General features: G+C 72.4%; 21 protein-coding genes. 10 read left to right on the top strand and 11 right to left on the bottom strand.

From position 1 onward, the window contains the following. Positions 1 to 101 precede the first annotated feature (101 nt). A complete protein-coding gene (locus ACIPTO_RS03570; protein WP_366311942.1) occupies positions 102 to 554 on the bottom strand; it encodes an ATP-binding protein in 453 nt (150 codons plus the stop codon). Positions 555 to 1038: 484 nt separating this feature from the next. Next, positions 1039 to 1509, bottom strand: a complete 471-nt coding sequence (locus ACIPTO_RS03575) for a hypothetical protein (RefSeq protein ID WP_401189183.1) — start codon at positions 1507 to 1509, stop codon at positions 1039 to 1041. A gap of 146 nt (positions 1510 to 1655) precedes the next feature. On the opposite strand from ACIPTO_RS03575, the gene ACIPTO_RS03580 reads away from it, so the two are divergent. Further along, positions 1656 to 2918: a helix-turn-helix domain-containing protein gene (locus tag ACIPTO_RS03580; protein ID WP_401189185.1), complete on the top strand. Its 1263-nt coding sequence runs from the start codon at positions 1656 to 1658 to the stop codon at positions 2916 to 2918. Here the strand turns inward: ACIPTO_RS03580 and ACIPTO_RS03585 are convergent. Both ACIPTO_RS03585 and ACIPTO_RS03590 read right to left on the bottom strand, forming a co-directional pair. Then, positions 2915 to 4657 (bottom strand): pyruvate dehydrogenase, encoded by a 1743-nt coding sequence (locus ACIPTO_RS03585; protein WP_366311948.1) that lies wholly within the window; start codon positions 4655 to 4657, stop codon positions 2915 to 2917. The two genes, ACIPTO_RS03580 and ACIPTO_RS03585, sit on opposite strands and share 4 nt — an antisense overlap. A gap of 72 nt (positions 4658 to 4729) precedes the next feature. Next, the gene (locus ACIPTO_RS03590; protein WP_401189189.1) at positions 4730 to 5680 is read right to left on the bottom strand and encodes a protein phosphatase 2C domain-containing protein; all 951 of its coding nucleotides are present in this window, start codon (positions 5678 to 5680) and stop codon (positions 4730 to 4732) included. Between the two features lie 454 nt (positions 5681 to 6134). Between ACIPTO_RS03590 and ACIPTO_RS03595 the strand changes: the two genes are divergently transcribed. The 3 genes from ACIPTO_RS03595 to ACIPTO_RS03605 all read left to right on the top strand — a co-directional run bounded on the left by ACIPTO_RS03595 (position 6135) and on the right by ACIPTO_RS03605 (position 8371). Beyond that, positions 6135 to 6398 (top strand): hypothetical protein, encoded by a 264-nt coding sequence (locus ACIPTO_RS03595; RefSeq protein ID WP_401189191.1) that lies wholly within the window; start codon positions 6135 to 6137, stop codon positions 6396 to 6398. A gap of 473 nt (positions 6399 to 6871) precedes the next feature. Beyond that, entirely contained in the window at positions 6872 to 7852 is a 981-nt protein-coding gene (locus ACIPTO_RS03600; RefSeq protein ID WP_401189194.1) for a helix-turn-helix domain-containing protein, read from the top strand. Positions 7853 to 7888: 36 nt separating this feature from the next. Next, positions 7889 to 8371 (top strand): DUF456 domain-containing protein, encoded by a 483-nt coding sequence (locus ACIPTO_RS03605; RefSeq protein WP_366311953.1) that lies wholly within the window; start codon positions 7889 to 7891, stop codon positions 8369 to 8371. Between the two features lie 10 nt (positions 8372 to 8381). On the opposite strand, the gene ACIPTO_RS03610 is transcribed toward ACIPTO_RS03605, so the two are convergent. Then, entirely contained in the window at positions 8382 to 9746 is a 1365-nt protein-coding gene (locus ACIPTO_RS03610) for an SGNH/GDSL hydrolase family protein (protein WP_401189197.1), read from the bottom strand. 180 nt (positions 9747 to 9926) lie between these two features. Between ACIPTO_RS03610 and ACIPTO_RS03615 the strand changes: the two genes are divergently transcribed. Then, positions 9927 to 10298, top strand: coding sequence for a PPOX class F420-dependent oxidoreductase (locus ACIPTO_RS03615; RefSeq protein WP_401189200.1), 372 nt, complete (start codon positions 9927 to 9929; stop codon positions 10296 to 10298). Position 10299: 1 nt separating this feature from the next. Here ACIPTO_RS03615 and ACIPTO_RS03620 read toward each other — a convergent pair whose 3' ends face one another. The 3 genes from ACIPTO_RS03620 to rsgA form a co-directional block, all read right to left on the bottom strand. Further along, positions 10300 to 10809, bottom strand: a complete 510-nt coding sequence (locus tag ACIPTO_RS03620) for a methylated-DNA--[protein]-cysteine S-methyltransferase (protein WP_366311958.1) — start codon at positions 10807 to 10809, stop codon at positions 10300 to 10302. Then, the gene (locus ACIPTO_RS03625) at positions 10806 to 12260 is read right to left on the bottom strand and encodes a bifunctional transcriptional activator/DNA repair enzyme AdaA (protein ID WP_401189693.1); all 1455 of its coding nucleotides are present in this window, start codon (positions 12258 to 12260) and stop codon (positions 10806 to 10808) included. The genes ACIPTO_RS03620 and ACIPTO_RS03625 overlap by 4 nt, the downstream gene beginning before the upstream one ends. 92 nt (positions 12261 to 12352) lie before the next feature. Then, positions 12353 to 13447, bottom strand: a complete 1095-nt coding sequence (rsgA, locus tag ACIPTO_RS03630) for a ribosome small subunit-dependent GTPase A (protein ID WP_401189202.1) — start codon at positions 13445 to 13447, stop codon at positions 12353 to 12355. A gap of 473 nt (positions 13448 to 13920) precedes the next feature. Between rsgA and ACIPTO_RS03635 the strand changes: the two genes are divergently transcribed. Then, the gene (locus ACIPTO_RS03635) at positions 13921 to 14553 is read left to right on the top strand and encodes a DUF4157 domain-containing protein (RefSeq protein ID WP_401189205.1); all 633 of its coding nucleotides are present in this window, start codon (positions 13921 to 13923) and stop codon (positions 14551 to 14553) included. Further along, a complete protein-coding gene (locus tag ACIPTO_RS03640) occupies positions 14543 to 15982 on the top strand; it encodes a hypothetical protein (RefSeq protein ID WP_401189207.1) in 1440 nt (479 codons plus the stop codon). The genes ACIPTO_RS03635 and ACIPTO_RS03640 overlap by 11 nt, the downstream gene beginning before the upstream one ends. 136 nt (positions 15983 to 16118) lie before the next feature. On the opposite strand, the gene ACIPTO_RS03645 is transcribed toward ACIPTO_RS03640, so the two are convergent. The 3 genes from ACIPTO_RS03645 to ACIPTO_RS03655 form a co-directional block, all read right to left on the bottom strand. Beyond that, complete coding sequence (locus ACIPTO_RS03645; RefSeq protein ID WP_366311965.1) at positions 16119 to 17627, bottom strand: cellulose-binding domain-containing protein; 1509 nt, start codon at positions 17625 to 17627, stop codon at positions 16119 to 16121. Between the two features lie 214 nt (positions 17628 to 17841). Beyond that, positions 17842 to 19161, bottom strand: a complete 1320-nt coding sequence (locus ACIPTO_RS03650) for a radical SAM protein (RefSeq protein WP_366311967.1) — start codon at positions 19159 to 19161, stop codon at positions 17842 to 17844. A gap of 336 nt (positions 19162 to 19497) precedes the next feature. After that, entirely contained in the window at positions 19498 to 20157 is a 660-nt protein-coding gene (locus ACIPTO_RS03655; protein ID WP_401189211.1) for a pyridoxamine 5'-phosphate oxidase family protein, read from the bottom strand. Between the two features lie 240 nt (positions 20158 to 20397). Between ACIPTO_RS03655 and ACIPTO_RS03660 the strand changes: the two genes are divergently transcribed. The 3 genes from ACIPTO_RS03660 (at position 20398) to ACIPTO_RS03670 (ending at position 24593) form a co-directional block, all read left to right on the top strand. Then, positions 20398 to 21642: an FAD-binding protein gene (locus ACIPTO_RS03660; RefSeq protein WP_401189213.1), complete on the top strand. Its 1245-nt coding sequence runs from the start codon at positions 20398 to 20400 to the stop codon at positions 21640 to 21642. 115 nt (positions 21643 to 21757) lie between these two features. Then, positions 21758 to 23041, top strand: coding sequence for an ROK family transcriptional regulator (locus ACIPTO_RS03665; protein WP_401189215.1), 1284 nt, complete (start codon positions 21758 to 21760; stop codon positions 23039 to 23041). Between the two features lie 286 nt (positions 23042 to 23327). Beyond that, entirely contained in the window at positions 23328 to 24593 is a 1266-nt protein-coding gene (locus ACIPTO_RS03670) for a sugar ABC transporter substrate-binding protein (RefSeq protein ID WP_366311974.1), read from the top strand. The last annotated feature ends 16 nt before the right edge of the window (positions 24594 to 24609 follow it).

The following is a 24609-nucleotide window of genomic DNA, read 5'->3' on the forward strand; positions in this document are numbered from 1 at the left end:
CTGTCACACGAGAACCGGGACCGGGCGACACACGGGGCGGGGGCGGAGTCCGACTGGACGCCGCCCCCGCCCCGTTGTCCGTGCCGCGCCCGTCAGGTCGCTCACACCGCGTCCGGATCCAGTTCGAACCAGACGGACTTGCCCACCCCGTGGGGCGACACGCCCCAGGAGTCCGCGAGGGACTGCACGAGGACCAGGCCCCGCCCGTGCGTACCGTCGTCGGCGTCCGGTACGTGCAGGCGGGGCCTGCGGGCCACGAAGTCCCTTACCTCCACACGGAGTCCACACGGTCCGACGGTCGCCGTGAGCACGGCGTCGTCGTCGGTGTGGATCAGCGCGTTGGTGACCAGTTCACTCGTGAGCAGCTCCGCTATCTCCGATCGTCCCGGCCTCCCCCAGTGCCGTAACAGTTCTCGCAACGCCCTGCGCGCCTCGGGCACCGCCCGCAGGTCCGCGCGTCCGAGTCTGCGCCTCAGTTGAGGCGGCTGCGCCGGTTCCGTGGCGCTGTCGGCCTTGTCCTCCGCCGCTTTCGCCGAGGAGGCCCCGATCGCCATGGGACCGCCCCCTCGTGCTTGCCTCTTCATGACCCCCGCCTGCACGCCGGTTTCCGGTTCCCTCCTGCTCGAACACGTTCACGGGGATCCATGCCCTCGTCGGGAACGGGGCACTCATGTCGAGCGGTCGACGACCGGGTGTTCGGCCATGCCTACGGCGGGTCCTGCGGGGCGGGGGTTCCGGGGGCACCCCTGTCCGACACGTCGAACAGCCGCTGTGCGGAGCATCCGGCCCGGGCGAGGCGGTTCGTGCGTTCCCTCCGGGGCGCCAGGGCCACCGGCGACGGGATCTGACACCCCGTGAGGTCCTGACCACGCGCGAGGGAACCGGCCGCCGGTCGGGACGGCGGATCCGGCCATGGTCCGCCCGGGCGCGGGCCGGCCCGTCCCACCTGACCGGCCCCGGATCTCCCCCGGGACCCGCGCTCCGTGAAACTGGCCGGAATCAGCCGCTCGGCAACCGGCAACAAGCCCTCGGCGGGCCCTACTTGCCGCCGATTCCCTTGGTGCCGATGTGGATGATCTTGTGGGTGGTGCGGGTCATGTCGACGATCAGCCTGGTGGTGTCGCCGCCGCTCCAGGTGAGGGTGATGGCGGCCTCGGTGTGGTCGGCGGTGCCGTGGTCGGTGACCTTCCAGCTCATGGGGGTGTTCTGCGCCTGGAGGACACCGTCCGCGTGGTTCTTCGCCTCCCAGGCCGTCAGTTCCTTGAGGTAGGCCGGGGTGAGGTAGTAGGCGCGCAGCTCGGTGACCAGCTTCCCGCCGCCGCCGTCCAGGTTGCTCTCGGCGTCGATGTAGGCGCCGTAGAAGTCGGCGATGCGGGTGATGTTGTCGTCCGGTGAGCCGCTCACGGTGCGCGGGGCGCCGGCGGATGCCTGGGCCGCCACGCCCAGCCCGAGGGCGAGGGCGAGGCCGGCGGCGAGGGCGGTGCGGCGCGTGGCCTTCTTGCTGTTCACGTGTGGTCCCCGTTTCGGTTGGGTGCCGTGCTGTGGTCGGACCGAGCTTCGGCGGACGGCGGCGCCGGCCGCAATCACCCCCGCCGTTCCCGCGACGGTGGAACCGTCCCACCCCTTCTGACCTCCTGGTACATGGAGTCCCTGGGATGCCGCCCCGGGACGCGACACATCCGGGAGCAACGGTGCCGGGCGAGGCCAACGACAAGGACGTCGAGGAATTCGCGGCGCTGCTGCGGCGCCTGAAGGCCCGCACGGACCGCAGCTACGGCCAGTTGGCCCGCCGCCTCGACATGAACGCCTCGACCCTGCACCGCTACTGCGTCGGCGAGGCCGTCCCCCTCGGCTTCGCCCCGGTGGAGCGCTTCGCGGCGCTGTGCGGGGCGACACCGGAGGAGCGGGTGGAGCTGCACCGGTACTGGATCCTCGCGGTGGCCGCACGACAGAGGCGGCGGGAGGCGGGGGCGGCCCGAACGACCGGGGCGGCCGGGGCGACCGAGGTGTCGGCGGCCCCGGTGGCCGAGGCGGCGCCGGAAGGACCGGCCGAGGAGCCGGTGCCCGAAGCCGCTGGGCCGGTGCCGGACGGCGGTGAGCCGCCGGTGACCGCCGCCCGCTCGCCCCGGTACCGGCGGCGCCTCGTCCTCACGGCCGCCGCCGCGTGCGCGGTGCTCGCGGTGTGGGGCACCCTGTCGGCGGTGTCCACGCACGACACGGCCCGGTCCAGGAGCGGGACGGGAACGGGGGCAGGGGCAGGGGCCAACACCGGTGCCACGAGCGGGACTTCACCGTCCGCCGCCCCCGCGCCCCTCACCTGGACCGCCGACTCCCAGATCTGGGAGCTCGGCTGCGACCACGACTACGTCATCGACAGGGCACCGAAGGACGTGCCGCCGCCCCCGGTCCAGCAGGACGCCGGGGCCTGGGCGGCGACACAGCACGCGGTGCACGGCGGGCAGACGAACGTGGAGATCTCGGTGCAGGGCCGGAGCTCGACGGCCGTGGTCCTGGAGGCACTTCGGGTCCGGGTCGTCGGCCGCACGGCCCCCGCCCCGGGCACCGCGTACTCGATGGCCCAGGGCTGCGGCGGGGACATCACCCCGCGCTACTTCGGCGTGAACCTGGACGCCCACCGCCCGCTCGTCGAACCGGAGCCCGGCAGCGACACGGGCCGGACGGTCCCGGTGGCGCACCTGCCCTACCGGGTCTCGGCCACGGACCCGGAGGTCCTGCTGGTCAAGGCCCGCACCGGGACCTGCGACTGCCGCTGGTACCTGGAACTGGACTGGTCCTCCCAGGGCCGCACCGGCACCCTCCGCGTCGACGACCACGGCAGGCCGTTCCGCACCAGCGGCATCAAGGGCCTGCCCCACCTCTGGTACTCGTCGAACGGGTGGGTGCCGTACGGCGGTTAGGGCCGGGGCACGTTGCGGATGTTGGAGCGGGCCATCTGGAGCATGCGGCCGACTCCGCCGTCCAGCACGATCTTCGACGCCGACAGCGCGAAGCCGGTGACCATGTCGGCGCTGATCTTCGGCGGGATGGACAGGGCGTTGGGGTCGGTGACGATGTCGACCAGCGCCGGGCCCTTGTGCTTGAACGCGGCCTTCAGCGCGCCTTCGAGGTCCTTGGGCTTCTCGACCCGCACGCCGTGGGCACCGCACGCGCGCGCCACGGCGGCGAAGTCGGGGTTCTTGTTGGTGGTGCCGTACGAGGGGAGTCCGGCGACCAGCATCTCCAACTCGACCATGCCCAGGGAGGAGTTGTTGAACAGGACGACCTTCACCGGCAGGTCGTACTGGACGAGGGTGAGGAAGTCGCCCATCAGCATGGAGAATCCGCCGTCGCCCGACATCGAGACGACCTGCCGCCCGGTGTCGGTGAACTGGGCGCCGATCGCCATCGGCAGCGCGTTCGCCATCGAGCCGTGCGAGAACGAACCGATCACGCGGCGGCGGCCGTTGGGCGTGATGTAGCGGGCGGCCCAGACATTGCACATGCCGGTGTCGACGGTGAACACGGCGTCCTCGTCGGCGAGTTCGTCGAGGACGGAGGCCACGTACTCGGGGTGGATCGGGACGTGCTTCTCGACCTTGCGCGTGTACGCCTTGACGACGCCCTCCAGCGCGTCGGCGTGCTTCTTGAGCATCCGGTCGAGGAACTTCCGGTCCTCCTTCGGCTTCACCCGGGGAATGAGGCAGCGCAGCGTCTCCTTCGCGTCGCCCCACACCGCGAGGTCCAGCTTCGAGCGCCGGCCCAGGTGTTCGGGCCGTACGTCGATCTGGGCGATCTTCACGTCGTCGGGCAGGAACGCGTTGTACGGGAAGTCGGTGCCGATGAGGATCAGCAGGTCGCACTCGTGGGTGGCCTCGTAGGCGGCGCCGTAGCCGAGCAGTCCGCTCATGCCGACGTCGTACGGGTTGTCGTACTGGATCCACTCCTTGCCCCGCAGGGCGTGTCCGATCGGGGACTTGATCTTCCCGGCGAACTCCATCACCTCGGCGTGCGCGCCGGCGGTGCCGCTGCCGCAGAACAGGGTGACCCGGTCCGCCTCGTCGATCATCTCGACGAGCTTCTCGATCTCGGCGTCGCCGGGCCGGACGGAGGGCCGTGAGGTGACGAGGGCGGTCTCGGCGGCCCGGTCCGGGGCGGGCTCGGCGGCGATGTCGCCCGGGAGCGAGACGACGCTGACGCCGCTCTGGCCCACCGCGTGCTGGATGGCGGTCTGCAGCAGGCGGGGCATCTGCTTCGGGCTGGAGATGAGCTCGCTGTAGTGACTGCACTCCTGGAAGAGCCGGTCGGGGTGGGTCTCCTGGAAGTAGCCGAGGCCGATCTCGCTGGACGGGATCTGCGAGGCGAGGGCGAGCACCGGGGCCATGGAGCGGTGGGCGTCGTAGAGGCCGTTGATGAGGTGCAGGTTGCCGGGGCCGCAGGAGCCGGCGCAGGCCGCGAGTCTGCCGGTTATCTGCGCTTCGGCGCCCGCGGCGAAGGCGGCGGTCTCCTCGTGGCGGACGTGGATCCAGTCGATGGCGGAGTTGCGGCGGATGGCGTCGACCACCGGGTTCAGGCTGTCGCCCACGACGCCGTAGAGGCGCTTGACTCCGGCGCGGACGAGGATGTCGACGAACTGTTCGGCAACGTTCTGCTTGGCCATGGTTCTCGCGTGCCCTTCGGTTTCCGGTGTCCTGCGGATCCCTCCGGGTCCATGAATTCACAGCCTCGGCGCTCACGCCTCCCAAACGGCGGCGGCCGTGCGGTCGTCGGCGTAACCCTTGACCCGCACTTGGGTGTCCGCGAGGAAGGCGGCCAGACCGGGCGGAGTGGTACCGGACCAGCGTCCCGCCAGATGGGCGGACAGTTCGGGCTCGCCGCGCAACGGCTCGGCCAGCCCGCCGGTGCACATGAGCAGCGCGTCCCCCGGGCGGGCGACGGAGGCACGGAAGCGGAAGGGTTCGCGGGGCGGTTCGGGGGCGGGTTCGTACGGGCTCGGGGGTGTCGGGATGCCGAGGTCCATGGTGAGCCGGTCGCCCTCGGGGGTCTCGGCGGGCTGCGACCCGAACCCGACGACGGCCTCGCCGATCGCGTCGGCGACGCTGGGCTCGATGTCCTGCCACTCGCCGTCCCGCAGCCGGAAGAGTCCTCCCGGTCCGACCCCGAAGAACACGCGGGTACGGCACTCCGGGTCGGCGGGGAGGAGCAGGCAGCGGAGACCGGCCGAGTACTCCTCCGGGTCGATGCCCTGTTCGGCGGCGCTGGCCCGGAGCTTGCCGAGGCTGCGGTCGGTGAGGCGGTGGAGCCCCGACTTCAGGTCACCGCGCCGGGCGGCCCTGATGTCCTCGGAGAGCCGCGCGTGGCTGCGGCCCACGGCGCGCGCGATCCAGTGACACGCCTCGGCGGCGGCCCGGTGCGCGCCCGGTGTGGCCCGCGCCCCGGTCGCCATCGCCACCAGCACCAGCGCCTGCTCCCCGGCCCCGAACCGCGCGGTCAGCAACGAGTCCCGCCGCGGCTCCCCCCTGAACCGCGCGGAGTCCCCCCGCACCGAGGCGGCCCGCAGCGTGCTCGCCCCGTACCGCGCGCCGTCCAGCACGGTGTCCGCGACCAGGTCGTCCAGTTCGTCCGGGTCGGCGGGCGGCAGCGCGGTGGGCTCGGCGTCGTAGGTGGGAGGTCCGGAACCCACGTAGTCGAGGGTGGTGAGGGGTGGTGGGGGCGGGGGCTGGGGCAGAGCGCTGGGGAGAGGCCGCGGGGCGGGCTCCGGGGCGGGAAGAGCGGCCGGCCGCGCGTACGGAGCGGGCCCGGGCGGGTTCCCCGGACGCAGGTCCCCTCGCGCGGGACCGGGGTTGTCGGCGGGCGGCGGGGCCGCGGGAGGCTGCGGGTACGGGCGCGGATCGTACGGGCGGAGCGGGCCGGCCGGGCGAAGGGAGGGCGGGGCGGGGGCCGGGGGTCCGGGGGCGGTGGCGGGCGGCTGCGGGGAGGCGCCCGGGGAGGCCGGTCCGTCCGGACGGAAGCCTGCTGGCCTGAGGCCTTCCGGTCGGAGGCCTTCCGGAGGGGCTACGGGGGTGTCGGCAGGCGGCGCGGGAACGGCCGGCGGCTCTGGGGCCGAGGGTCCGTACGGCCTGAACCCCGGAGGCTCGGTGGGCGGGTCCGCGGCGGCAGGTCGCCCGGAGTTGCCCGCCGTACGCGGCGCCGGAACACCCGACCCCGCCGAACCCGTACCGGGATCCGTCGCCGGACCCGAACCGGTACCCGGCGCGGCCCCCGTCCCCTCCCCCGGCCCGCGCAGCTCCACCGTGCCCGCGGCCGAGGCGAACCGGTCGTCGACGGAGTCCCCCGCGGCCGTCGGCCCCGTGTCCTCCGTGGTGTCGTCGTACAGCTGGCTCCACCAGTCGTCCTCGTGACCGGTCGGCGTTCCCCCCTGCTGGCTCATGCCCCTAATTGTCCACCGCGCAGGCCGGTTGGAAACGGGGCGTCCGGAAAATCAGACGTGAGCCGGTCCGCGAACGGCGCGTCGGCGACCTGCCGGACACCCATCCGGCACAGAGCCGCCGGGCGGTCCCACCCCCCACGGGAGAACCGCCCGGCGACGACCTGGGTGACCCGGCCCGAGTGTGCCCCGTCTTCCTGAAGATCCGCTGTGACGTCCGACGGCCCACCCACGGCGGGCCGTACGCGAACCCACAGACCAAGAAGGCTCCATACGGGCATTACGGGCGGCAGTTGAGGCCCCCGTGACGCAACCTTGGCAGAGTGACGGGTGGTACGGCGATGATGTGCCGAGGCGGGTTCGCGCCGTGGCTGTTTCCCGCCACCGCGGCCGGTTCCGTCACCGCGCACCCCGCGGGGTGCTGTCTTCGGGGAGGAACGGCACCTGATGCTGGGAGCGATAGGCCTGGACGAGGCGCACGAGTCGGCGTACCGCGCCCTGGTGTCCGTGGGTGCCGCGGACGTGCCCGATCTCGCCCGACGGCTGACCCTCGGGGAGCACGACACCGAACGCGCCCTGCGCCGCCTGGAACGGCACGGACTCGCGGCCCAGTCCTCCGCCCGCCCCGGCCGCTGGGTCGCCGCCCCGCCCGGGGTCGCCCTCGGCGCACTGCTCACCCAGCGGCGGCACGAACTGGAGAAGGCCGAACTGGCCGCCGCACTGCTCGCCGAGGAGTACCGGGCCACCGCCGCCGAACCCGCCGTGCACGACCTGGTGGAGGTGGTGACCGGAGCCGCCGCCGTCAGCAGCCGCTTCCTCCAGCTCCAGCTCGGCGCGACCGAGGAGGTGCGGGCGCTGGTCACCGGGAACCCGGTCGCCGTCACCGGCGGGGAGAACCACGCGGAGGAACAGGCCGCCGACCGGGGCGTCCGCTACCGGGTCGTCCTCGAACGCGCCGCCCTCGACCTGCCCGACGGCCTCACCGAGCTGACCGCCGCCCTCGACCGTGACGAACAGGTGCGGGTGGTGGACACCGTGCCGACGAAGCTGGTGGTCGCCGACCGCACCCTCGCGATGGTCCCGCTGACCTCGCACACCGCCGAGCCCGCCGCGCTCGTCGTGCACGCGAGCGGACTGCTGGAGCTGCTCTGCGGGCTCTTCGACTCGGTCTGGCGGGACGCGCTCCCGCTGCGCCTGGGCACGTCCGGCGCCGTCGAGCAGCAGCCGGACGGCCCCGACGGCACGGACCTGGAGGTGCTGTCCCTGCTGCTGGCCGGGCTGACGGACGCCAGCGTCGCGAAACAGCTCGATCTGGGCCTGCGCACCGTCCAGCGCCGGGTGAAGCGGCTGATGGAGCTGAGCGGGGTGACGACCCGGCTGCAACTGGGCTGGCACGCGTACGAACGGGGCTGGGTGGCCCGTGGCTGACCTGCGGTTTCGCCGTCCGTCCCGCACGCTGGACAGATGGGAGTGGCTGAACTCCTCCTGGTCGGCGTCGTCATCCTGCTCGGCCTGTGCGGAGTCCTGGTGCCCGGAGTGCCGGGGTCGTGGCTGGTGTGGGCTGCGGTCCTGTGGTGGGCGCTGAAGGACCCGCAGCCGGTCGCCTGGGGCGTCCTCGTGGGCGCGACCGTCGTCCTCTTCCTCTCCCAGGTGGTGCGCTGGGTCCTGCCGCCGCGCCGGCTGCGTGCGAGCGGCGCGACTCCCCGAATGGGCGTGTACGCCGGGGTCGGCGCGCTGCTCGGCTTCGTGCTGATCCCCGTGCTCGGCGCGATCCCCGGTTTCATGGCCGGTGTCTACCTCCACGAACGTCTCCGCCTGGGCCGGCACGGCGAGGCGATGGCCGCCCTGCGTACGGCGATGCGCTCGGGCGGCTCCAGCGTGCTGACCGAGCTGTTCACCTGCCTGCTGATCATGGGCGCGTGGGTGGGCGCGGTGATCTGGGGCTGACCCGGGCCGCTCAGCCGAGCGCGGTGAGGTCGACCGCTTCGGCGAGGGCCCGCAGGCCCGCGTCGTTGAAGTGCAGGTGGTCGCCGGAGTCGTAGCCGGGAAGGATGCGCCGCGGCTGCGCCGGGTCGCGGACGGCGGCGTCGAAGTCGACGATCCCGTCGAAGGGCCCGCCGCCCCGGATGAACGTGTTGACCTTCTGCCGTACGGCCTCCCGCGCGGCCGTGAAGGCGCCCGCGCCGCCGTACGGCGTGAGGGTCGCGCCGATGACGCGGACGCCCCGCGCGTGGGCACGGGCCACGAGGGTGCGGTACGCGTCCTCGAAGGCACCGGCGTCGGTGGCGTTCGGGGTGCCTTTGATGTCGTTGATGCCTTCGAGGACGATCAGCACGCGCACGCCCGACCGGGAGAGCGCGTCCGCGTCGAGCCGGGCCAGCCCGCTCGGCCCCACGTCGTCGCGGAGCAGCCGGTTGCCGGAGACACCGGCGTTGAGGACACCGAGGCGGCGGTAGGACGGAAGGGCGCCGAGCCGCTCGGCCAGACGGTCGGGCCAGCGGTGGTTGGCGTCGCGGGTGGAGCCGTTGCCGTCGGTGAGGGAGTCGCCGAAGGCCACGACACTGCCGGCCGCCTGCGCGTCGAGGACGTCGACGCCGGTGACGTAGTACCAGGAGGTGGTGGTCGCCGTGTACGCGGAGCCGTCCTCGTCGGCGGTCCGATTCCCTTGCGGGGCACGGTAGTTGGTCTGTCCGGCGGCACGGTGGTAGGTGGCCGGGCCGGAGTCGCCCGGCGTGTGGACGGTGATCAGGAGGTCGGCACCGTCGGGCACGGCGAGCGGGACGGGGTCGCTGACCAGGTCCTGGCCCGCGGGGAGAGTGACCGCCGTGACACCGGCGAAGGTGACGGCACGCATCGAGCCGGGCACGGCGTCCGCTCCCGACTCCCGCAGCGCGACGGTCACCGCGTCGAGCCGGAGGGGCGCGGTGCCGAGCCGGTTGGTGAGCCGCACCCGGGTGGCACCACCGCCGACGCTGAGGTGCACGACGTTGCGGAAGGAGGCGCCGGGGTGGGCCGGGGCGGTTCCGGAGGGGGCCGCTTCCCAGGTGCCGGTCCAGGTGCCGAAGGGGTCGCGGGCCCGGACATCGGGGACGGCGGCTCCGGAAGCATCGGCCTGGAGAGCGGCGGCTCGTGGAGCGGCGGCTTGAGGAACAGCGCCTCGGTGAGCCGGGACCGTGGACGTGGAGGACGTGGACACGGAGGACCTGGACGCGGAGGCGTCGGGGGTCGCCGCACCGGCGGTCTCCACGGTCCCCGCCGTCCCGACCGCCGCTCCCAGCCCCAGCACCAGCAGTCCCACGACGACCCGTCCGGCCCCGACCATGCGCGCTCCACCTCTCCCACCAGCCACAACGAAGGCGACCGTGGCATGCGGGGAGGGGCGGACGGCGGCGCATCACCGGTGCCGGGGCCCGCGTCCCCTGTCCGGCGTAGGACGTACTGCGGACGGCGGCCGGGACCCGAGGCCGATGCGCGGGGCGGGCGGGCGTGTTTGGCTGCGGGCATGACCGAATTCACCGAGGCCGAACGCGCGTACCTCAGCTCGCAGCGGCTGGGCCGACTGGCCACCGTCGACCCGCAGGGCCAGCCGCAGGCGAACCCCGTCGGCTTCTTCCCGCAGGCCGACGGGACGATCCTGGTCGGCGGCTATGCGATGGGTACGACGAAGAAGTGGCGCAACCTGCGGAAGAACCCGAAGGTCGCGCTGGTCGTGGACGACATCGTCAGCGTCAGCCCCTGGCAGGTACGGGGCATCGACATCCGGGGTGAGGCCGAACTCCTGGTCGGCCCGCACGAGTTGGGGCCGCACATGAGCGAAGAGGTGATCCGCATCCACCCCCGGCGGATCCACAGCTGGGGCCTGGAGACCGGCTGATTCAGCCCAACACGTTCTCCAGGGTGAGGAGTTGGACCTTGCGGTCGAGGCCGCCCGCGTAGCCGGTCAGTGCTCCGTCGGCACCGATCACCCGATGGCAGGGGCGGACGACCAGCAGCGGGTTGGCCCCGATCGCACCGCCCACGGCCCGCACGGCGGCCCGGGACGCGCCGATCCGCGCGGCGATCTCGCCGTACGTGGTCGTCGCGCCGTACGGGACGGAGTCCAGGGCGGACCACACACGCTCCCGGAAGTCGGTGCCGGAGGTGCGGAACTCCAGCTGGAATTCCTTGAGTTCACCGGCGAAGTAGGCGGCGAGCTGATCGCCTGCGGCACGGAAGGGGCCGGGGTCCTGCCGCCACTCCGGCCGGACGCCGCGGCCACCCTTCTGGCCGGGGACGGAGAGGGAGGTGAGGGCCCCGGACTCGTCGGCGGTGAGCAGGAGTTGGCCGAGAGGGCTGTCGAAGCTCGTCCAGCGGACGATGGTCGGTTCGATCGTGGGGCCGGTCATCGGGACTCCAACTCCTCTGCCATGGGCAGGTGTTGTGGGTGTTCGCGGTGCTCTGGGTGCTGTTCGTGCCGCTCGTGCCGCAGGTGCTGGGCGGCGTAGGAACGCCAGGGCCGCCAGGCGTCCGGGGTGTCGGTGTCGGGTGGTGCCACGTCGGGGTCGCCGAGGGCGCGGGTGCGGATGACGGCGACGGTGGCGGCGTCCATGCCGGGCAGCGCGAGCAGGGCGGCCTGGGCGTCGTCCCGGTCGGCCCCGGCGTCGAGCCGTACCGTGCCGTCGGCCAGGGCGGTGGCGAGGGCGGAGAGGGGTTCGCCGGGTGCGGCCCCGGCCAGGGCGGACGGCTCGGGAAAGAGATGGGTGAGGCCGCCGGACGGGGCGTCCAGCGTCTTGCCGTACCGCCTCACCAGCCGCTCGGCCGCCGCGGGACCGACCAGGGCCCGTACGGCGAGTTCCTCCGGGTCGGCGGTGCCCGGTGAGCGCAGGCCGGGGCGGGCACCGACGAGCGGGGCGAGCCGGGGGTCCTCGCCGAGCCGTTCGTCGACGGCGTACGGGTCGGCGTCGAGGTCGAAGAGCCGTCGCAGCCGCTGGACGGCGGTGGTCAGGTCCCGGTGGTCGGTGAGGTGCAGCCGGGCGTCGAGCCAGCCGCCCGGGTGGGCCAGGGACGCGGCCCTGAGGACGCCGGGACGTTCGACGACGGCGACGATTCCGGTGCCGTAGGGGAGGCGGAGGGTGCGGCGGTAGGTACGGCGGCCGGGGCTGCCGGTGATCTCCTCCACGCCGGGGACGGCCTCGCGGGCGAGCAGGTCGAAGACGGCGGCGGACTGGTAGGGGCCGCGGTGGGCGAGCCGCAGCGGGATTCCGGCGGAGGGGCCGCCGGCCGTGGCCTTGGACACGTGCGCCGCCTTGGTGGCCCGCAGCTCGCTCGGGGTCGACGCGTACACGGCGCGGATGGTGTCGTTGAACTGGCGCACGCTGGCGAAACCCGCCGCGAAAGCGACGTCGGTGATCGGCAGGTCGGTGGTCTGCGCCAGCACGCGCGCGGTGTGGGCGCGCTGGGCCCGGGCGAGGGCGACGGGCCCGGCGCCGAGTTCGGCGGTGAGCTGCCGCTGGACCTGCCGTGCGCTGTAGCCCAGCCGTACGGCGAGCCCGGCGACGCCCTCGCGGTCCACGACGCCGTCGCCGATCAGCCGCATGGCGCGGCCCACGACATCGGCGCGCGCGTTCCACTCGGCCGAGCCCGGCACGGCGTCCGGCCGGCACCGGCGGCAGGCCCGGAACCCCGAGCCCTGCGCGGCGGCGGCGGTCGCGAAGAACCGCACGTTCCGCCGCTTCGGCGTCACCGCGGGACAGCTGGGCCGACAGTAGATGCCGGTCGTGACCACCGCGAAAAAGAACTCCCCGTCGAACCGGGCATCCCGGCTCCGCACGGCTTCGTACCTGCTCTCCTCGTCCATCACGGTGTCCAGTCTCCGCCATCCCCGGGGGCGGGGCTGGCGGAAATCGGACGTGGTGGTGGGGGCGGGGGCGGGCGCCCGGGCCTCGCGCTCTAGACCCGGCGCCCCCGCTTCGCCTCCATCGCCGCCTTGCCCTCCGCTCCCTTCCGTTTCCAGTCGCGGCGGAGTTCGGCCCGCATACGGGCGTCGGTCTTGGCGACGATCCACTGGTTCTCGCGCATGAGCTTGCGGTAGCTGTCGAGGCGGCGCTCAGGGAGGGTGCCCGAGTCGACGGCGCCGAGGACGGCGCAGCCCGGTTCCGCGGTGTGGGCGCAGTCGTGGAAACGGCACCGGGACGCCAGTTCCTCGATCTCGGCGAACACCTGGCCGACGCCGGTCTGCGCGTCCCACAGGCCGACCCCGCGCAGCCCGGGGGTGTCGATCAGGACCCCGCCGCCGGGCAGGGCGAGGAGGTTGCGCGTGGTGGTCGTGTGGCGCCCCTTGCCGTCGACGTCACGCGTCGCCCGGACGTCCATCACGTCCTCGCCCAGCAGCGCGTTCGCGAGCGTGGACTTGCCCGCGCCGGACTGCCCGAGCAGCACGGACGTGCCCCCGGCGGCGACCGCGGCCAGCACGTCGACGCCGTCCCCGGTGGCGGCGCTCACGGCCAGCACCGGCACACCGGGCGCCGCCGCTTCCACGTCCTGGACGAGATACGACAGCGTCACCGCGTCCGGCACGAGGTCGGCCTTGGTCAACGCGACCACGGGCCGGGCTCCGGACTCCCAGGCGAGCGCGAGGAACCGTTCGATGCGGCCGAGGTCGAGTTCCCCGGTCAGCGGCACCGCGACGATCGCGTGGTCGACGTTGGCCGCGAGGATCTGCCCCTCGGACCGCTTGGAGGAGGTGGAGCGCACGAAGGCGGTACGGCGGGGCAGATACGTCCGTACGTAGCGCGGGGTGCCGCCGTCGGGGTCGACGGCGACCCAGTCGCCGGTGCAGACGACGCGCAGCGGATCGTTCGGGGTGACGAACGCGGTGTCGGCGCGCAGGGTGCCGTCGGCGGTGACGACGTCGCACTGGCCCCGGTCGACCCGGACGACCCGGCCGGGCAGCAGCCCTGCGGCGTCGTGACGGGCGAACGCGTCCGCCCACGCGTCGTCCCAGCCGTAGCGGGCGAGCGCGAGGAAAGCAGAGGTGGAAGTCAAGGGAGACCCTTCACAAGGGTGGCCCCGGCGCGCGCACTCGGGCGCGGTGGAAGGTGAAGGTCAGCCGGTGGCCACGGAGGTGGACTTGATGCGCTTCTGGATGTGGGTCACGCCCGTCGCAGGAACAGCCATCGGTCACACCTCCCTCGGCATACGCCACTTCACCTGCGGCGACACACCGTCACCGCTCGAACAGCCCGAGTCCGGGAGCTCGAACATCAGGAACCATAGAAGGTGCGCGGCCACCGCGCCACCCCATTTACCGCGCCGAGCCCGGGAGTCCGGCGCCCCTCGACATCCGCCGAAGCCGCCCCCCGCCCTGCCCCCTCTGTTCGCAACTCTGCTCGCAGCTCCGTTCCCAACTCTGCCCCCGGCTCTGCCCGTTCGGCCTTTGCACGCCCTGTCCCCTGTCGCGTAAGAGGGAGGGGCATCCGGAACGGGGAGGGCGCCCGTCGAGCAAAGGGGAACGGTGTATGCGGATCCAGGGAGAGAACCGGTCGAGCGGTGACCGGGCCGGCGGGCACCCCGTGGCCCGGCCCCGGTCGGCCGCCGCCCTGCCTCCGCTGACCGCTCTCCAGCAGGCCGCGGGGAACGCCGCGGTGACCCGGGCGATCCAGCGGGCCAGGGACGCCCAGGAACAGCACGCCGAGCCAGCCGAGCCCGCGGAGGCCGTGCCGGTGCAGCGGGCGTCGGTCGTGGACGCCGTCGGCTCGCCCGGCAGCCCGCTGGAGCCGCGCATCCTGCAGCGCGCCGAGACGGCGTACGGCATGGACTTCGGGCATGTACGGGTGCACAACGGGCCGGTCGCCCAGCGTTCCGCCGAGGAGCTGGGGGCGCTCGCCTACACCACCGGTTCGCACATCGTGCTCGGCGGCAGCGGCGTCGAGGACGAGGTGATGTTCGAGGAGGTCGACCACATCCGGCAGCAGGCGCTGGGGCCTGTCCCCGGTACGGACAACGGCCGGGGCGAGAAGGTCTCCCACCCGGACGACCCGTTCGAGCGGAGCGCCGGTGCCAACGGCCGCAGGCTGGCCCGGGGCGGCGCCCCCGACCTGTCGCTGCCCGGGATGTCCGTGCCCGGCGGGGCGGTGCAGCGTGGACGGTGATGTCGCCGTCCAGCGCGCGGACCGGCCCGGACCGGCCACGACTCCGCCCCGGCCCTCGGTATCACCGCCGATCGCGGCCTCTCCCCCGGCCATCGCCCGGCTGGCGCGCCTGCTGGTCGGCACGGACGAGCAGATCCGCAACAGGGACGTGCGAGCGGTCATCCACCGGCGGGTGCGCAGCGGCCCGAGCTTCACGGGCGAGGAGCTGGAAGCGATCAGGGCCGTGGAGTCGGAGGACCCCAAGTGGCTGAAGACCATGGGCCTGTGCACGCTCACCGAGGCCGACGCCTACCTCAAGGCGGGTGACTTCCGCAGCTGGCTCCAGCAGCCGGAGGGCAAGCGGCTCCTCGTGGCCACCCTGCGCTGGCACCAGAACGTCGAGGAGCGCGGGCAGGGCAAGGAGCCGGAGAAGCCCGGCCGTTCCGACTACCAGCTCGGCCGCCACATGGCCATGCACGCCGAGGACACCCCGCGGTCGGAGAAGGACCGGCTGACCGGGGAGCGGAACGACCAGATCTTCCAGACCTTCGTCAGCACCATGCTCCCGCCGGGGATCAGCGACGACGTGGCGGACGCGGAGAAGCACCGCGAGCGGGTCCAGCGCGGCACCGACGTGCTGACCAAGATCTTCCTGATCCTGAAGGAGGGGCTGAAGGTCTTCAACCCCGAGGCGGGCATGCACGAGGACTTCAAGGACGACGTCGCCCACGCCCTGGCCTACGGCGGTCGCGTCAACATCCGCATCCCGCAGCTCGCGGACGGCCAGCACGGCTACGAGCTGCCCCAGTGGCTGCACATCACCAAGGAGAACCGGAAGCCCTGGGAGATGCGGTCGGCCCCCGAGAAGCCGGTGTACCGGCGCATGTTCGGCACGCACCACCTGGAGATCGGAGACAACAGCGCGGACGGCACGCCCGGCACGTTCGTGGAGAAGGGCGAGTTCGGGGCCACCGTGCAGAACTGGGCCGACCCCCACAGCCACCTCTACGGCCTGCCCCTGGCCGCCGGGGGCATGGGCAACACCGACTACCACGGCGACACCATCCTCCCGAACGAGTCGTACGGGCACATGTTCATGGGCTACAAGCCGCCGACAGACAAGCGGGACGGGGGACTTCAGGTGGGCCTGGAGACCGCGGGGCCCGGCGGCAGGACTCCCGACGGCTACCAGCACGGCATCACGAGCAGCGAGAAGAACAGCAACCCGGTGAGCCAGTTCGGCGGTCACAAGGACGACAAGCTGGGCGCCGGCGCCCCGCTCAGTTCGAGTCAACGCCACGTCGACCTGAAGGAGTTCGGCGACTGGGTGCAGCGGCTGAAGGACCTGGAGAAGGACTGGAAGGCGGAACTGGCCAAGGCCAGGACGGACCAGGAACGCGCCGCCCTGTACCGGGACTTGATCGGCAAGCGCAGCAACGTCCGCGAGTGAGCCGGCGGTTGGCCTACGGCCGCCAGTGAGCCGGTAGTCGGCCCTCGTCCGTCACCCGCCCGGCGATGCTTTCGGAGCGGGTGCCGGACGGGCGGCGGGACGGGCACGGGACAGGGAGCGTGGGGCAGGGGCCGGGCTACTTGCAGGACGCGCCGTTGAGCGTGAAGTCGTACGGCGCCGAGTTCTTGGTGTTGTTCCACGTGCCGAGGAAGCCGAAGGTGAAGCTGCCGTCCGCGGCGACGTTCTTGTTGTAGTCGGCGGCGGTGGCGGAGACCCGGGAGCCGTCCTGGGCGACGGTCGCGTCCCACATCTGGGTGACCTGCTGGCCGTCGCGGTAGGACCAGGCGACGCGCCAGGTGTCGAGGGCCTTGGTGGTGGTGACGGTGACGGTGGCCTGGAAGCCGTCGGGCCACTGGTTGACGAGGTCGTAGGTGACGTCGCAGCCCGCCGCCGCGGAAGTGCCAGATCCCGAACCCGAACCCGAGCCCGAACTGTTGGTGGGCGCCGGTGAGTTGCCCGCCGTCGTCGAGGCGGTGCCCTGGGGTTCGGTGTCGGGGTTCTTGTCCCCCGCGGCGGTCGCCGTGCTGCCGGCCGTGGGCCGGGAGGACGCCGAGGACGTGCGCGAGGGGTGGGCGCCGACGGACGACAGGGTGGGGCCGGGGTCGGCCACCGGCTGGCGGTCGGCGTCGTCGCGGGCCGCGTTGTCGTGGCCGGAGCCGCCCATCGGCATCATCGACAGGCCGAGCGCCACCAGGGACAGCAGCACGGCCGCGGCGAGCAGTCCGTTGCGCACGAGGCGCGCCTTGCTCGCGCCCTCCTTCGGCTCGCCCGCCTCCAGTTCGGCGACGGGACGCCCCGCGCCCAGTCGTACCTCGGCGGCCCGGCGGCGGCGCTCCAGATAGGCGAGCCCGCCCCAGCCGATGACGCCGCTCGCGAGGGCCGCGGGCAGTCCGCCGCCCGCGAGGCGCAGACAGGCGGCGGCCTCCGCGCACTGCACGCAGGTGGCGAGGTGTCGCGAGAGGTCCTCGGGGGTGTCGGCGGCGGGCGAACGGGTCACCGCGTCCAGCAGCCGGGCGTAGCTGCGGCACTCCGCGTCCATCGGGGTGTCGAGGTGGCTGCGGTGGCAGCGGTCCCGGAACAGGGCCCGCACCTGGGCGAGTTCGGTGGAGACGGCGGCCGGGTCGAGGCCGAGGCGGCGGGCCACGACGGGCAACGGCAGTGCCTCCACCTCGGCCAGCCACAGCAGCGACGCGTCCGCCTCCTGGAGGTCCCGCAGTCCGCGCAGGGCGATCGGGCGCTGCAGCGGCATGCCGTGATAGCGGGCCGCCTTCTCGGAGTTGAGCCACAGCCGCAGGTCCGGGTCGAGCCGGTGCCCGCGCCCGGCCAGCTCCCACGCCGCGGCCGTGGTGCGCACGGCGGTCAGCAGCAGCGGTATCACGGGCAGCACCCGGCGGGCCGGTCCGCGCATCAGGCCGGTCCCGGCGGACCGGGCCTCCTGGATGCCGAGCGCGAACGCCTCCCCGGCCAGTTCGGTGGCCGAGGCGGCTCCGGACGTGCACAGGTCGGCGTAGGACAGCACGGCGTCCCAGCACTCGGTGAACAGTGCTGCCTCAGCGGCGTCCTGAGGAGTCGGCAGGTCGGGCATGGGTCTCCTGCATCCACGAATGACGGCCAACTAGCTTCGACAGTAAGCGAGTTGGAGGGGGGCTGCCTCGTGACAGGGCCAGAGCCTTTCACGCATCCCACACAACTGACAAGCCGCGTATTCAATTACGGTGACTGTCGGTCGCCTCTGTGCAGTTGTACGTGTCCGAGCCCCTCCAGGCTCAGCCGTCGCAGGAGTTGGCCACACCGTTACCTTACAAAGGCGCGGGCTCCTCGGCAGGGAGACTGTCCATGAAGGAACTGACGGAGAACACGGCACGGCCGGGGCCCGGTTCGCCGTAGCCGGGCGGGGACTTGAGCCCGAAGTCCTCCATCGTGGCGCGGTAGGCCTCCAGCAGCCGGATGTGGTACTCCAGCGGGGCGCCCTGCGGGTTGGCCTTGCCGAGCGGGGTGGTGGGCTCGGGGCACCAGGTGGTGAAGCGGGGCGTGATGCCCTGCGACATGAAGAAGCGCAGCCCCTCGGTCGTCGACGCGATGGCCTCGTCGACGGTCTTGAAGCCGAACGGCTCCGCCATCTCCACGCCGGCCACGAAGTTGGGGATCACGTTGCGCGCGCCGAAGATCTCCGCGGAGTCGAGGATCCGCTTGTGCCACTCGGCGCGGCCGACGTACCGCTCCTTGCCCGGGCAGTGCAGCTTGAACAGGTACTCGTCCCACACCTCGTAGTTGGGGTGGTAGATCTGCACCCCGTAGTCCTTGAAGCGCTGCACGTCGTCCTTCGGCAGCGCCTGCGCGACGACCTTGCCGATCCAGCGGCCGGGGAAGCGCTCCTCGATGGCCTTGGCGTAGTGGCCGTAGAAGTCGGCCTCGTCGCGCCCGGCGACGGTCTTGGTGATCGCGCCGCCGGTGAGGGTGTAGGCGGTGGAGGCCTTCGCGGTGTCGTACCGGTCGATGATCTCCAGGGCTTCGAGGACCTCCTCGACGTCCTTGACTCCCGTGTACGGGCGCCCGGCGGCCTTGTGCTGGCGCCAGTTGTGGTTGATGTCGCAGTACTGGCACTCCTCCTTGGCGCCGAAGTACTGGCAGACCCGGAAGACCGTCAGGTAGATCAGGTAGCCCCACTGGATGGTCGGGGCGACCTCCATGACGGACTTCCCGTTGGCGAGCTTGTGCCGGTAGTACTCCGGCATCGGCGGCACGCCGACGTCCGCGATCCGCTTCCCGTCGAGGTACAGCCCGAGGACCCCGTCGTCGTCGGCGGCCACGCGGTACGGCGAGGTCGGGTTCACCCGCACGGAGACGACGGTCCGGCGCAGGTCGTACGGGCCTCCCGTGAGGATGATCTCCTCAGGCGGGCGGCGCAGCGCGGCCTCGCCCAGCTCGGGCAGGGTGCCGTGGTCGAAGGAGAAGATGAAGTACGACTTCGGCTTGACCTCACCGCCCTCGTTGTCGCTGAGCGCGGACGGGTCGAAGGCGACACCTCCGCGGAGCAGGTCCTCCTTGAAGACGGCCTCCCGCGGCACATGCGGAAAGCGCTCCATCAGATCCTCGACCAGCGCGGTGCGGCTGCCCATCCCGTTTCTCCTCCTGGCTAGGCGTACGACTCCTCACGGTATGCCCCCGGCGGTCGGGCGGAGGGAGCGGGGGGGCGGTGTGGTGCGGTTTGGGTGAGTGGGTGGGGTGGGCGGGCCGGGGGTGCGCTCGAGGTTGGCTGCGGGGTGCGGGTGCGTTGCGGGTGGGCGCTCGGGGTTGGCTGCGGGGTGCGGGTGCGTTGCGGGTGGGCGCTCGGGGTTGGCTGCGGGGTGCGGGTGTGTTGCGGGTGGGGGCTCGGGTGTGTGTGAGGCGCGAGGGTGTTGTGGCTGGGTGCGCGGTTCCTCGCGCCCCTGGGGGGGGACGGGGTGGGATGCGGGTCAGCCTTGGCTTGTGCCCTCGCGGTGGGCGATGTGGGCGGGGAGCGGGGTGTCAGGGGGGAGGGCGGGGTCCGGGACGGGTGTGCCCCAGGTCGAGGTCAGGGGGAGGGTGCCTGCCCAGAGGCCCAGCTCCGCGTCGGGTCCGTCACCGTCGTCGGGCGCGCCGGCGCGGATCTTGACGGACGCCTCGTCCAGGGAGAGGGCGAGGAGGGTGGTGGCCGCGAGTTCCTTGCGGCTCGGCTGCCTGGCGTACGACCACTGCCCCGGCGTCGCGTGTTCGGTCAGGCGCCGCAGCCCGGCCGACTTCTCGTCCGGGTCGGTGACCTTGCGGGGCACGCCGTGGATCATCGCGCTGCGGTAGTTGACCCCGTGCTCGAAGACGGACCGCGCCAGCACCAGCCCGTCGACATGGGTGACGGTGACGCACACCGGGGTTCCGCCCGCGAGACTGCGACTCGCGACGGAGCCGTGTAGGTACAGCTCCCGCCCGTGCCTCCCGTACACCGTGGGTACGACGACCGGCCGCCCGTCGATCACGACCCCGAGGTGGCAGACGAACCCGGCGTCGAGGATCGCGTCCAGGTCGGCACGGTCGAGGCTGCCCTGGTCGGCGAGGCGGCGATGGCGGGTGCGGTCGGTCTGCGGGAGGCGGTCGGTCATACCGCCGGAGACTACCGATGCCGTAGATCAATGGCCACACTTGCAACGAATACGGCAGCCGTACGATGCATGGGCAACGAAATCCGCAGGCGGTGGACGGTGGGCGCGCTGCCGTCGGGTGCCGACTTATGCTGCGGCAGCAGCAGGAGTCCTCCTCGCCGGGCCGATCCACGCCCGGCCGGGGCGCACCGACCCCTGGGGCAGAACACGCGAACGCACGCTCCCGGAGGGACGGCAGGCATGACGGAGACGGTCACCAACTGGGCCGGCAACATCACCTACGCGGCGAAGGAACTCCACCGCCCGCGCACACTCGACGCCCTCAGGGTCCTCGTGGCCGACAGCGCGCGGGTCCGGGTGCTGGGCAGCGGCCACTCCTTCAACGACATCGCCGAGCCGGGCCCCGACGGCACCCTGCTGACGACCGCCGCGCTGCCGCCCGAGTTCGACATCGACACGACGGCCCGTACGGTACGGGTCTCGGGCGGCGTCCGGTACGCCGAACTGGCCCGCCGGGTGGACGCGCAGGGACTCGCGCTGCCCAACATGGCCTCCCTGCCGCACATTTCCGTGGCCGGCTCGGTGGCGACCGGCACGCACGGCTCGGGCGTCGGCAACGGCTCGCTCGCGTCGGCCGTGCGCGAGGTCGAGATCGTCACGGCGGACGGCACCACGGTCACCGTCGCGCGCGGCGACGACCGCTTCGCGGGTGCCGTGACCTCCCTCGGCGCGCTCGGTGTCGTCACCTTCCTCACCCTCGACCTGGAGCCCGCCTTCGAGGTCGAACAGCACGTCTTCACCGAACTGCCGCTCGCCGGGCTGGACTTCGAGACGGTGGCGGCATCGGCGTACAGCGTGAGCCTGTTCACCGACTGGCGCGCGCCGGGCTTCCGGCAGGTGTGGCTGAAGCGCCGCACCGACGGACCGCAGGTCGACTTCCCCTGGGCCGCGCCCGCGACGGTGGCGCTGCACCCGGTGCCGGGGATGCCCGCGGTCAACACCACCGAGCAGTTCGGGGTGCCGGGGCCGTGGCACGAGCGACTGCCGCACTTCCGGGCGGAGTTCACGCCGAGCAGCGGGGCGGAGCTGCAGTCGGAGTACCTGCTGCCGCGCTCCGCGGCGCTCGACGCGCTGGCCGCGGTCGACGGCATCCGGGAGACGGTCTCCAGCGTGCTGCAGACCTGCGAGGTGCGGACGGTCGCCGCCGACGCGCAGTGGCTGAGCCCCTCGTACGGCCGGGACACGGTCGCCCTGCACTTCACCTGGATCGAGGACACGGAGGCGGTCCTGCCCGTGGTGCGGCGCCTGGAGGAGGCGCTCGACCCCTTCGACGCACGGCCGCACTGGGGCAAGGTCTTCACGACCCCGGCGGAGGTGCTGCGCGGCCGTTATCCACGGCTCGGGGACTTCGCGGCGCTCGCGCGGGGCCTCGACGCGGAGGGCAAGTTCACCAACGCCTTCGTCCGGGACGTGCTCGGCGGCTGAGCGGCGGCCGACTTTGTTCAGCCCCTTTCCTAACCCCTTGTCGAACCTCGCTCCCTGGCCATAGCCTTGCCGCGCGCCGGTGCCGTCGTGCCTCGGCTTGATGCGAGGGGGAGGGATGGCGGTCACTCCGGTGAAGCGCACATCACGGGACATCCGAACCGCGAACCGTTACGAGGTGCTGCGCCAGATCATCGCCGAATCACCCACGTCCCGGCAGGAGTTGGCGGCGGCCACCGGGCTGAGCCTGGCCACGGTGGCCACGCTCGTCGGGGAGCTGCTCGACCTCCGCATGATCACCGAGGTCGGCTTCGAGGACTCGGCCGGGGGCCGTCCCCGGGGGCTCGTGGCGGCGAACGCGTCGGGGGGCGCGCTGATCGGGGTCGACATCGCGGAGACGTACGTCCATGTCGAGCTCTTCGACCTCGCGCTGAACGTCCTGGCCCGCGCCGACGAGGACATGCGGCCCGGCGAGAGCCTGCCGGAGCAGGTGGTGAGCCATGTGGCCGCCGCCGTCGGCTCGGTGGTCGCGCAGGCCGGTGTCGAGGGCGCGCGGGTGCTGGGCGTCGGGGTGAGCGTGCCGGGGCAGGTGGACCGCGACACCGGCGTCTCGGAGTACGCGCCGAACTGGGACTGGCACGACGTGCCCCTGCTCGACCTGCTGTCCGAGGTCATCGCCTACCCCCTGTACCTGGACAACCCGCTGCGCGCCTGCGCGGTCGCCGAGATGTGGTTCGGGGCGGCGCGCGGACGCGGGGACGCGGTGGTGGTCAACCTCGGGACCGGCGTCGGCGCGGGCCTCGCGCTCGGCGGGGCGCTGTACCGAGGGGTGAGCAACAGCGCGGGCGAGTGGGGTCATACGACGCTGGTCCTCGACGGCCGGCTGTGCCGCTGCGGCAACCACGGCTGTGTCGAGGCGTATGCCGGGGCGCCCGGAATCATGCTGAATCTGCGGGAGTTGAGCCCGCGCAGCCCGCTGCTGCACCCCGAGGACCAGACGGCCACCATCGACGCGCTGGCCAGGGGCGTGGCCGCGCACGACCCGGTGGCGCTCGACGTCGTACGGGAGACGGCCCGTTACGTCGGCGCGGGCATCGCCAACCTGGTCAACATCCTCAACCCCGAGGTCGTCGTGCTCAGCAGCTGGGTCGCCCGCACGCTCGGCGAACCGCTGCTGCACGAGGTGCGCGAGGCCGTCCAACGGCACGCGCTGAGAAGGCCGTTCGCCGCCACCCAGATCGTCCTCTCCCCCATCCTCACCGACCCGGCGTGCCTGGGCGCGGCGACGTTCGCGCTGGAAGGGGCACTTCAGTCCGTCGGCCAGCGCCGCGCCTCCGCGGAGAAGGCACGGCCGGGCAGGCGCGCGACGTCGGCCAGGAGCCGTACCGCGCCGCCTTCGTGACGACGGCGCGCGGGACCTCGGCCGCTCCACGGCCGCGACGGCGGGGCCAACCAGGCCTGGTCAAAGGTGTATTGACCATCTGAATGCCGGGTGCGGGTCGCCTTCGCGGCGGCCCGCACCATCGTCACGTCCGGTATCCCGAACGCTACGCAACGCTTCGAACAGACTTCGTCCAACCCCTTGCCGAAGGCTTAGGCGAAGGTTAACGTCCCGCTCCGCACCTCGATTCAGGCCACGGGCCGCAGAGCCGTGGAGCCGCAGCCGCGCGAGAGACAAGGACGTCACCATGTCGGCAATGAGCAACAGCAACTGGTCCCGCCGCTCGATATTCCGGGCGGCCGCGGGGATGGCGGCCGCGGGCACGCTGGCCGCCTGCGGCGGCAACAACGGGCGGGGCACCGGCGGCGGTTCGGGCAAGCAGCTCACCCAGATGTTCCACGCGTACGGCGAGGCCGGCACGGAACAGGCCATCAAGCGCTACGCGAAGGCGTACTCCGCGGCGAACGTGACCACGCAGTGGATCACCAGCAGTGACTACGAGAGCAAGCTCTTCGCCACGCTGCTCACCAAGAACGCCCCCGACCTCTTCGAGTTCCACCCGCAGATCCAGATGGTGAAGAGCGGTCAGGTGGCCGACCTGAGCGACATCATCGAGCCGGTCAAGTCCGACTTCAACCCGGCCGACATCGCCTCGCACACCGTGGACGGGAAGATCTACGGCGTCCGGATGATCGACGACCCGCAGTTCTTCTTCTACCGGCCCTCCTTGCTCAAGAAGGCCGGCGTGCCGGTTCCGGAGACCCTCGACGAACTGATCGAGGCCGCCGCGAAGTTGACCACCGGCAAGGTCAAGGGCCTGTACCTCGGCAACGACCTGCACGCCGTCATCAACCCGATGATCTGGTCGGCCGGCGCCGACACCCTCAACGACAAGAACGAGATCGCGTACCACACGCCGGGTGTCGTCGAGGGCATCAAGAAGATGCGCAAACTGTTCACCAGCGGCGACCTGCTGCTCGACGCCCCGACCGACTACTGGGACCCGTCCGCCCTCAACCAGGGCCTGTGCGCCATCCAGTTCTGCGGCATGTGGGCGATGCCGCAGTTCCAGAAGGCGCTCGGCGACGACATCGGCGTCTTCCCGTTCCCGAAGACCATCGACTCGGGCAAGCAGTCGGTCTACAACGGCGGTTGGTCGATGTTCGTCAACGCCAAGGGCGCGAACGTCGACGCGGCCAAGGAGTACGTGAAGTGGCTGTGGATCGACCAGAAGAAGGACCAGGAGGACTGGGCCACCTCCTACGGCTTCCACATCCCGCCCCGTGCGTCGATCGCGGCCGAGGCCACCAAGCTCAAGTCCGGTCTGCCGGCCGAGGGCGTCAAGCTCTTCAACGAGTTCGGCCACTTCGACAACATCGGCTGGACCCAGGCGATGATCACCGCGCTGGAGGACGTCTTCGCCAACTCCGTCCGCAAGGGCGGTGACCCCGAGGCCTCGCTCGACAAGGCCGACACCGCCGTGAACCGCGAGCTCAAGAAGCTGTTCGGATAGGCCGGGCGGACCGGAC

This window comes from Streptomyces sp. NPDC090083 (assembly GCF_044747445.1).
In the GTDB taxonomy this organism is placed as follows: Bacteria; Actinomycetota; Actinomycetes; order Streptomycetales; family Streptomycetaceae; genus Streptomyces.

Excerpts from the sequence above, each read along its gene's own strand:
- ACIPTO_RS03570 (WP_366311942.1), bottom strand. The coding sequence starts at position 554 with ATGGCGATCGGGGCCTCCTCGGCGAAAGCGGCGGAGGACAAGGCCGAC.
- ACIPTO_RS03580 (WP_401189185.1), top strand. The coding sequence starts at position 1,656 with ATGCCGCCCCGGGACGCGACACATCCGGGAGCAACGGTGCCGGGCGAG.
- ACIPTO_RS03585 (WP_366311948.1), bottom strand. The coding sequence starts at position 4,657 with ATGGCCAAGCAGAACGTTGCCGAACAGTTCGTCGACATCCTCGTCCGC.
- ACIPTO_RS03600 (WP_401189194.1), top strand. The coding sequence starts at position 6,872 with ATGCTGGGAGCGATAGGCCTGGACGAGGCGCACGAGTCGGCGTACCGC.
- ACIPTO_RS03605 (WP_366311953.1), top strand. The coding sequence starts at position 7,889 with ATGGGAGTGGCTGAACTCCTCCTGGTCGGCGTCGTCATCCTGCTCGGC.
- ACIPTO_RS03610 (WP_401189197.1), bottom strand. The coding sequence starts at position 9,746 with ATGGTCGGGGCCGGACGGGTCGTCGTGGGACTGCTGGTGCTGGGGCTG.
- ACIPTO_RS03615 (WP_401189200.1), top strand. The coding sequence starts at position 9,927 with ATGACCGAATTCACCGAGGCCGAACGCGCGTACCTCAGCTCGCAGCGG.
- ACIPTO_RS03620 (WP_366311958.1), bottom strand. The coding sequence starts at position 10,809 with ATGACCGGCCCCACGATCGAACCGACCATCGTCCGCTGGACGAGCTTC.
- ACIPTO_RS03625 (WP_401189693.1), bottom strand. The coding sequence starts at position 12,260 with ATGGACGAGGAGAGCAGGTACGAAGCCGTGCGGAGCCGGGATGCCCGG.
- ACIPTO_RS03635 (WP_401189205.1), top strand. The coding sequence starts at position 13,921 with ATGCGGATCCAGGGAGAGAACCGGTCGAGCGGTGACCGGGCCGGCGGG.
- ACIPTO_RS03645 (WP_366311965.1), bottom strand. The coding sequence starts at position 17,627 with ATGCCCGACCTGCCGACTCCTCAGGACGCCGCTGAGGCAGCACTGTTC.
- ACIPTO_RS03650 (WP_366311967.1), bottom strand. The coding sequence starts at position 19,161 with ATGGGCAGCCGCACCGCGCTGGTCGAGGATCTGATGGAGCGCTTTCCG.
- ACIPTO_RS03655 (WP_401189211.1), bottom strand. The coding sequence starts at position 20,157 with ATGACCGACCGCCTCCCGCAGACCGACCGCACCCGCCATCGCCGCCTC.
- ACIPTO_RS03660 (WP_401189213.1), top strand. The coding sequence starts at position 20,398 with ATGACGGAGACGGTCACCAACTGGGCCGGCAACATCACCTACGCGGCG.
- ACIPTO_RS03665 (WP_401189215.1), top strand. The coding sequence starts at position 21,758 with ATGGCGGTCACTCCGGTGAAGCGCACATCACGGGACATCCGAACCGCG.
- ACIPTO_RS03670 (WP_366311974.1), top strand. The coding sequence starts at position 23,328 with ATGTCGGCAATGAGCAACAGCAACTGGTCCCGCCGCTCGATATTCCGG.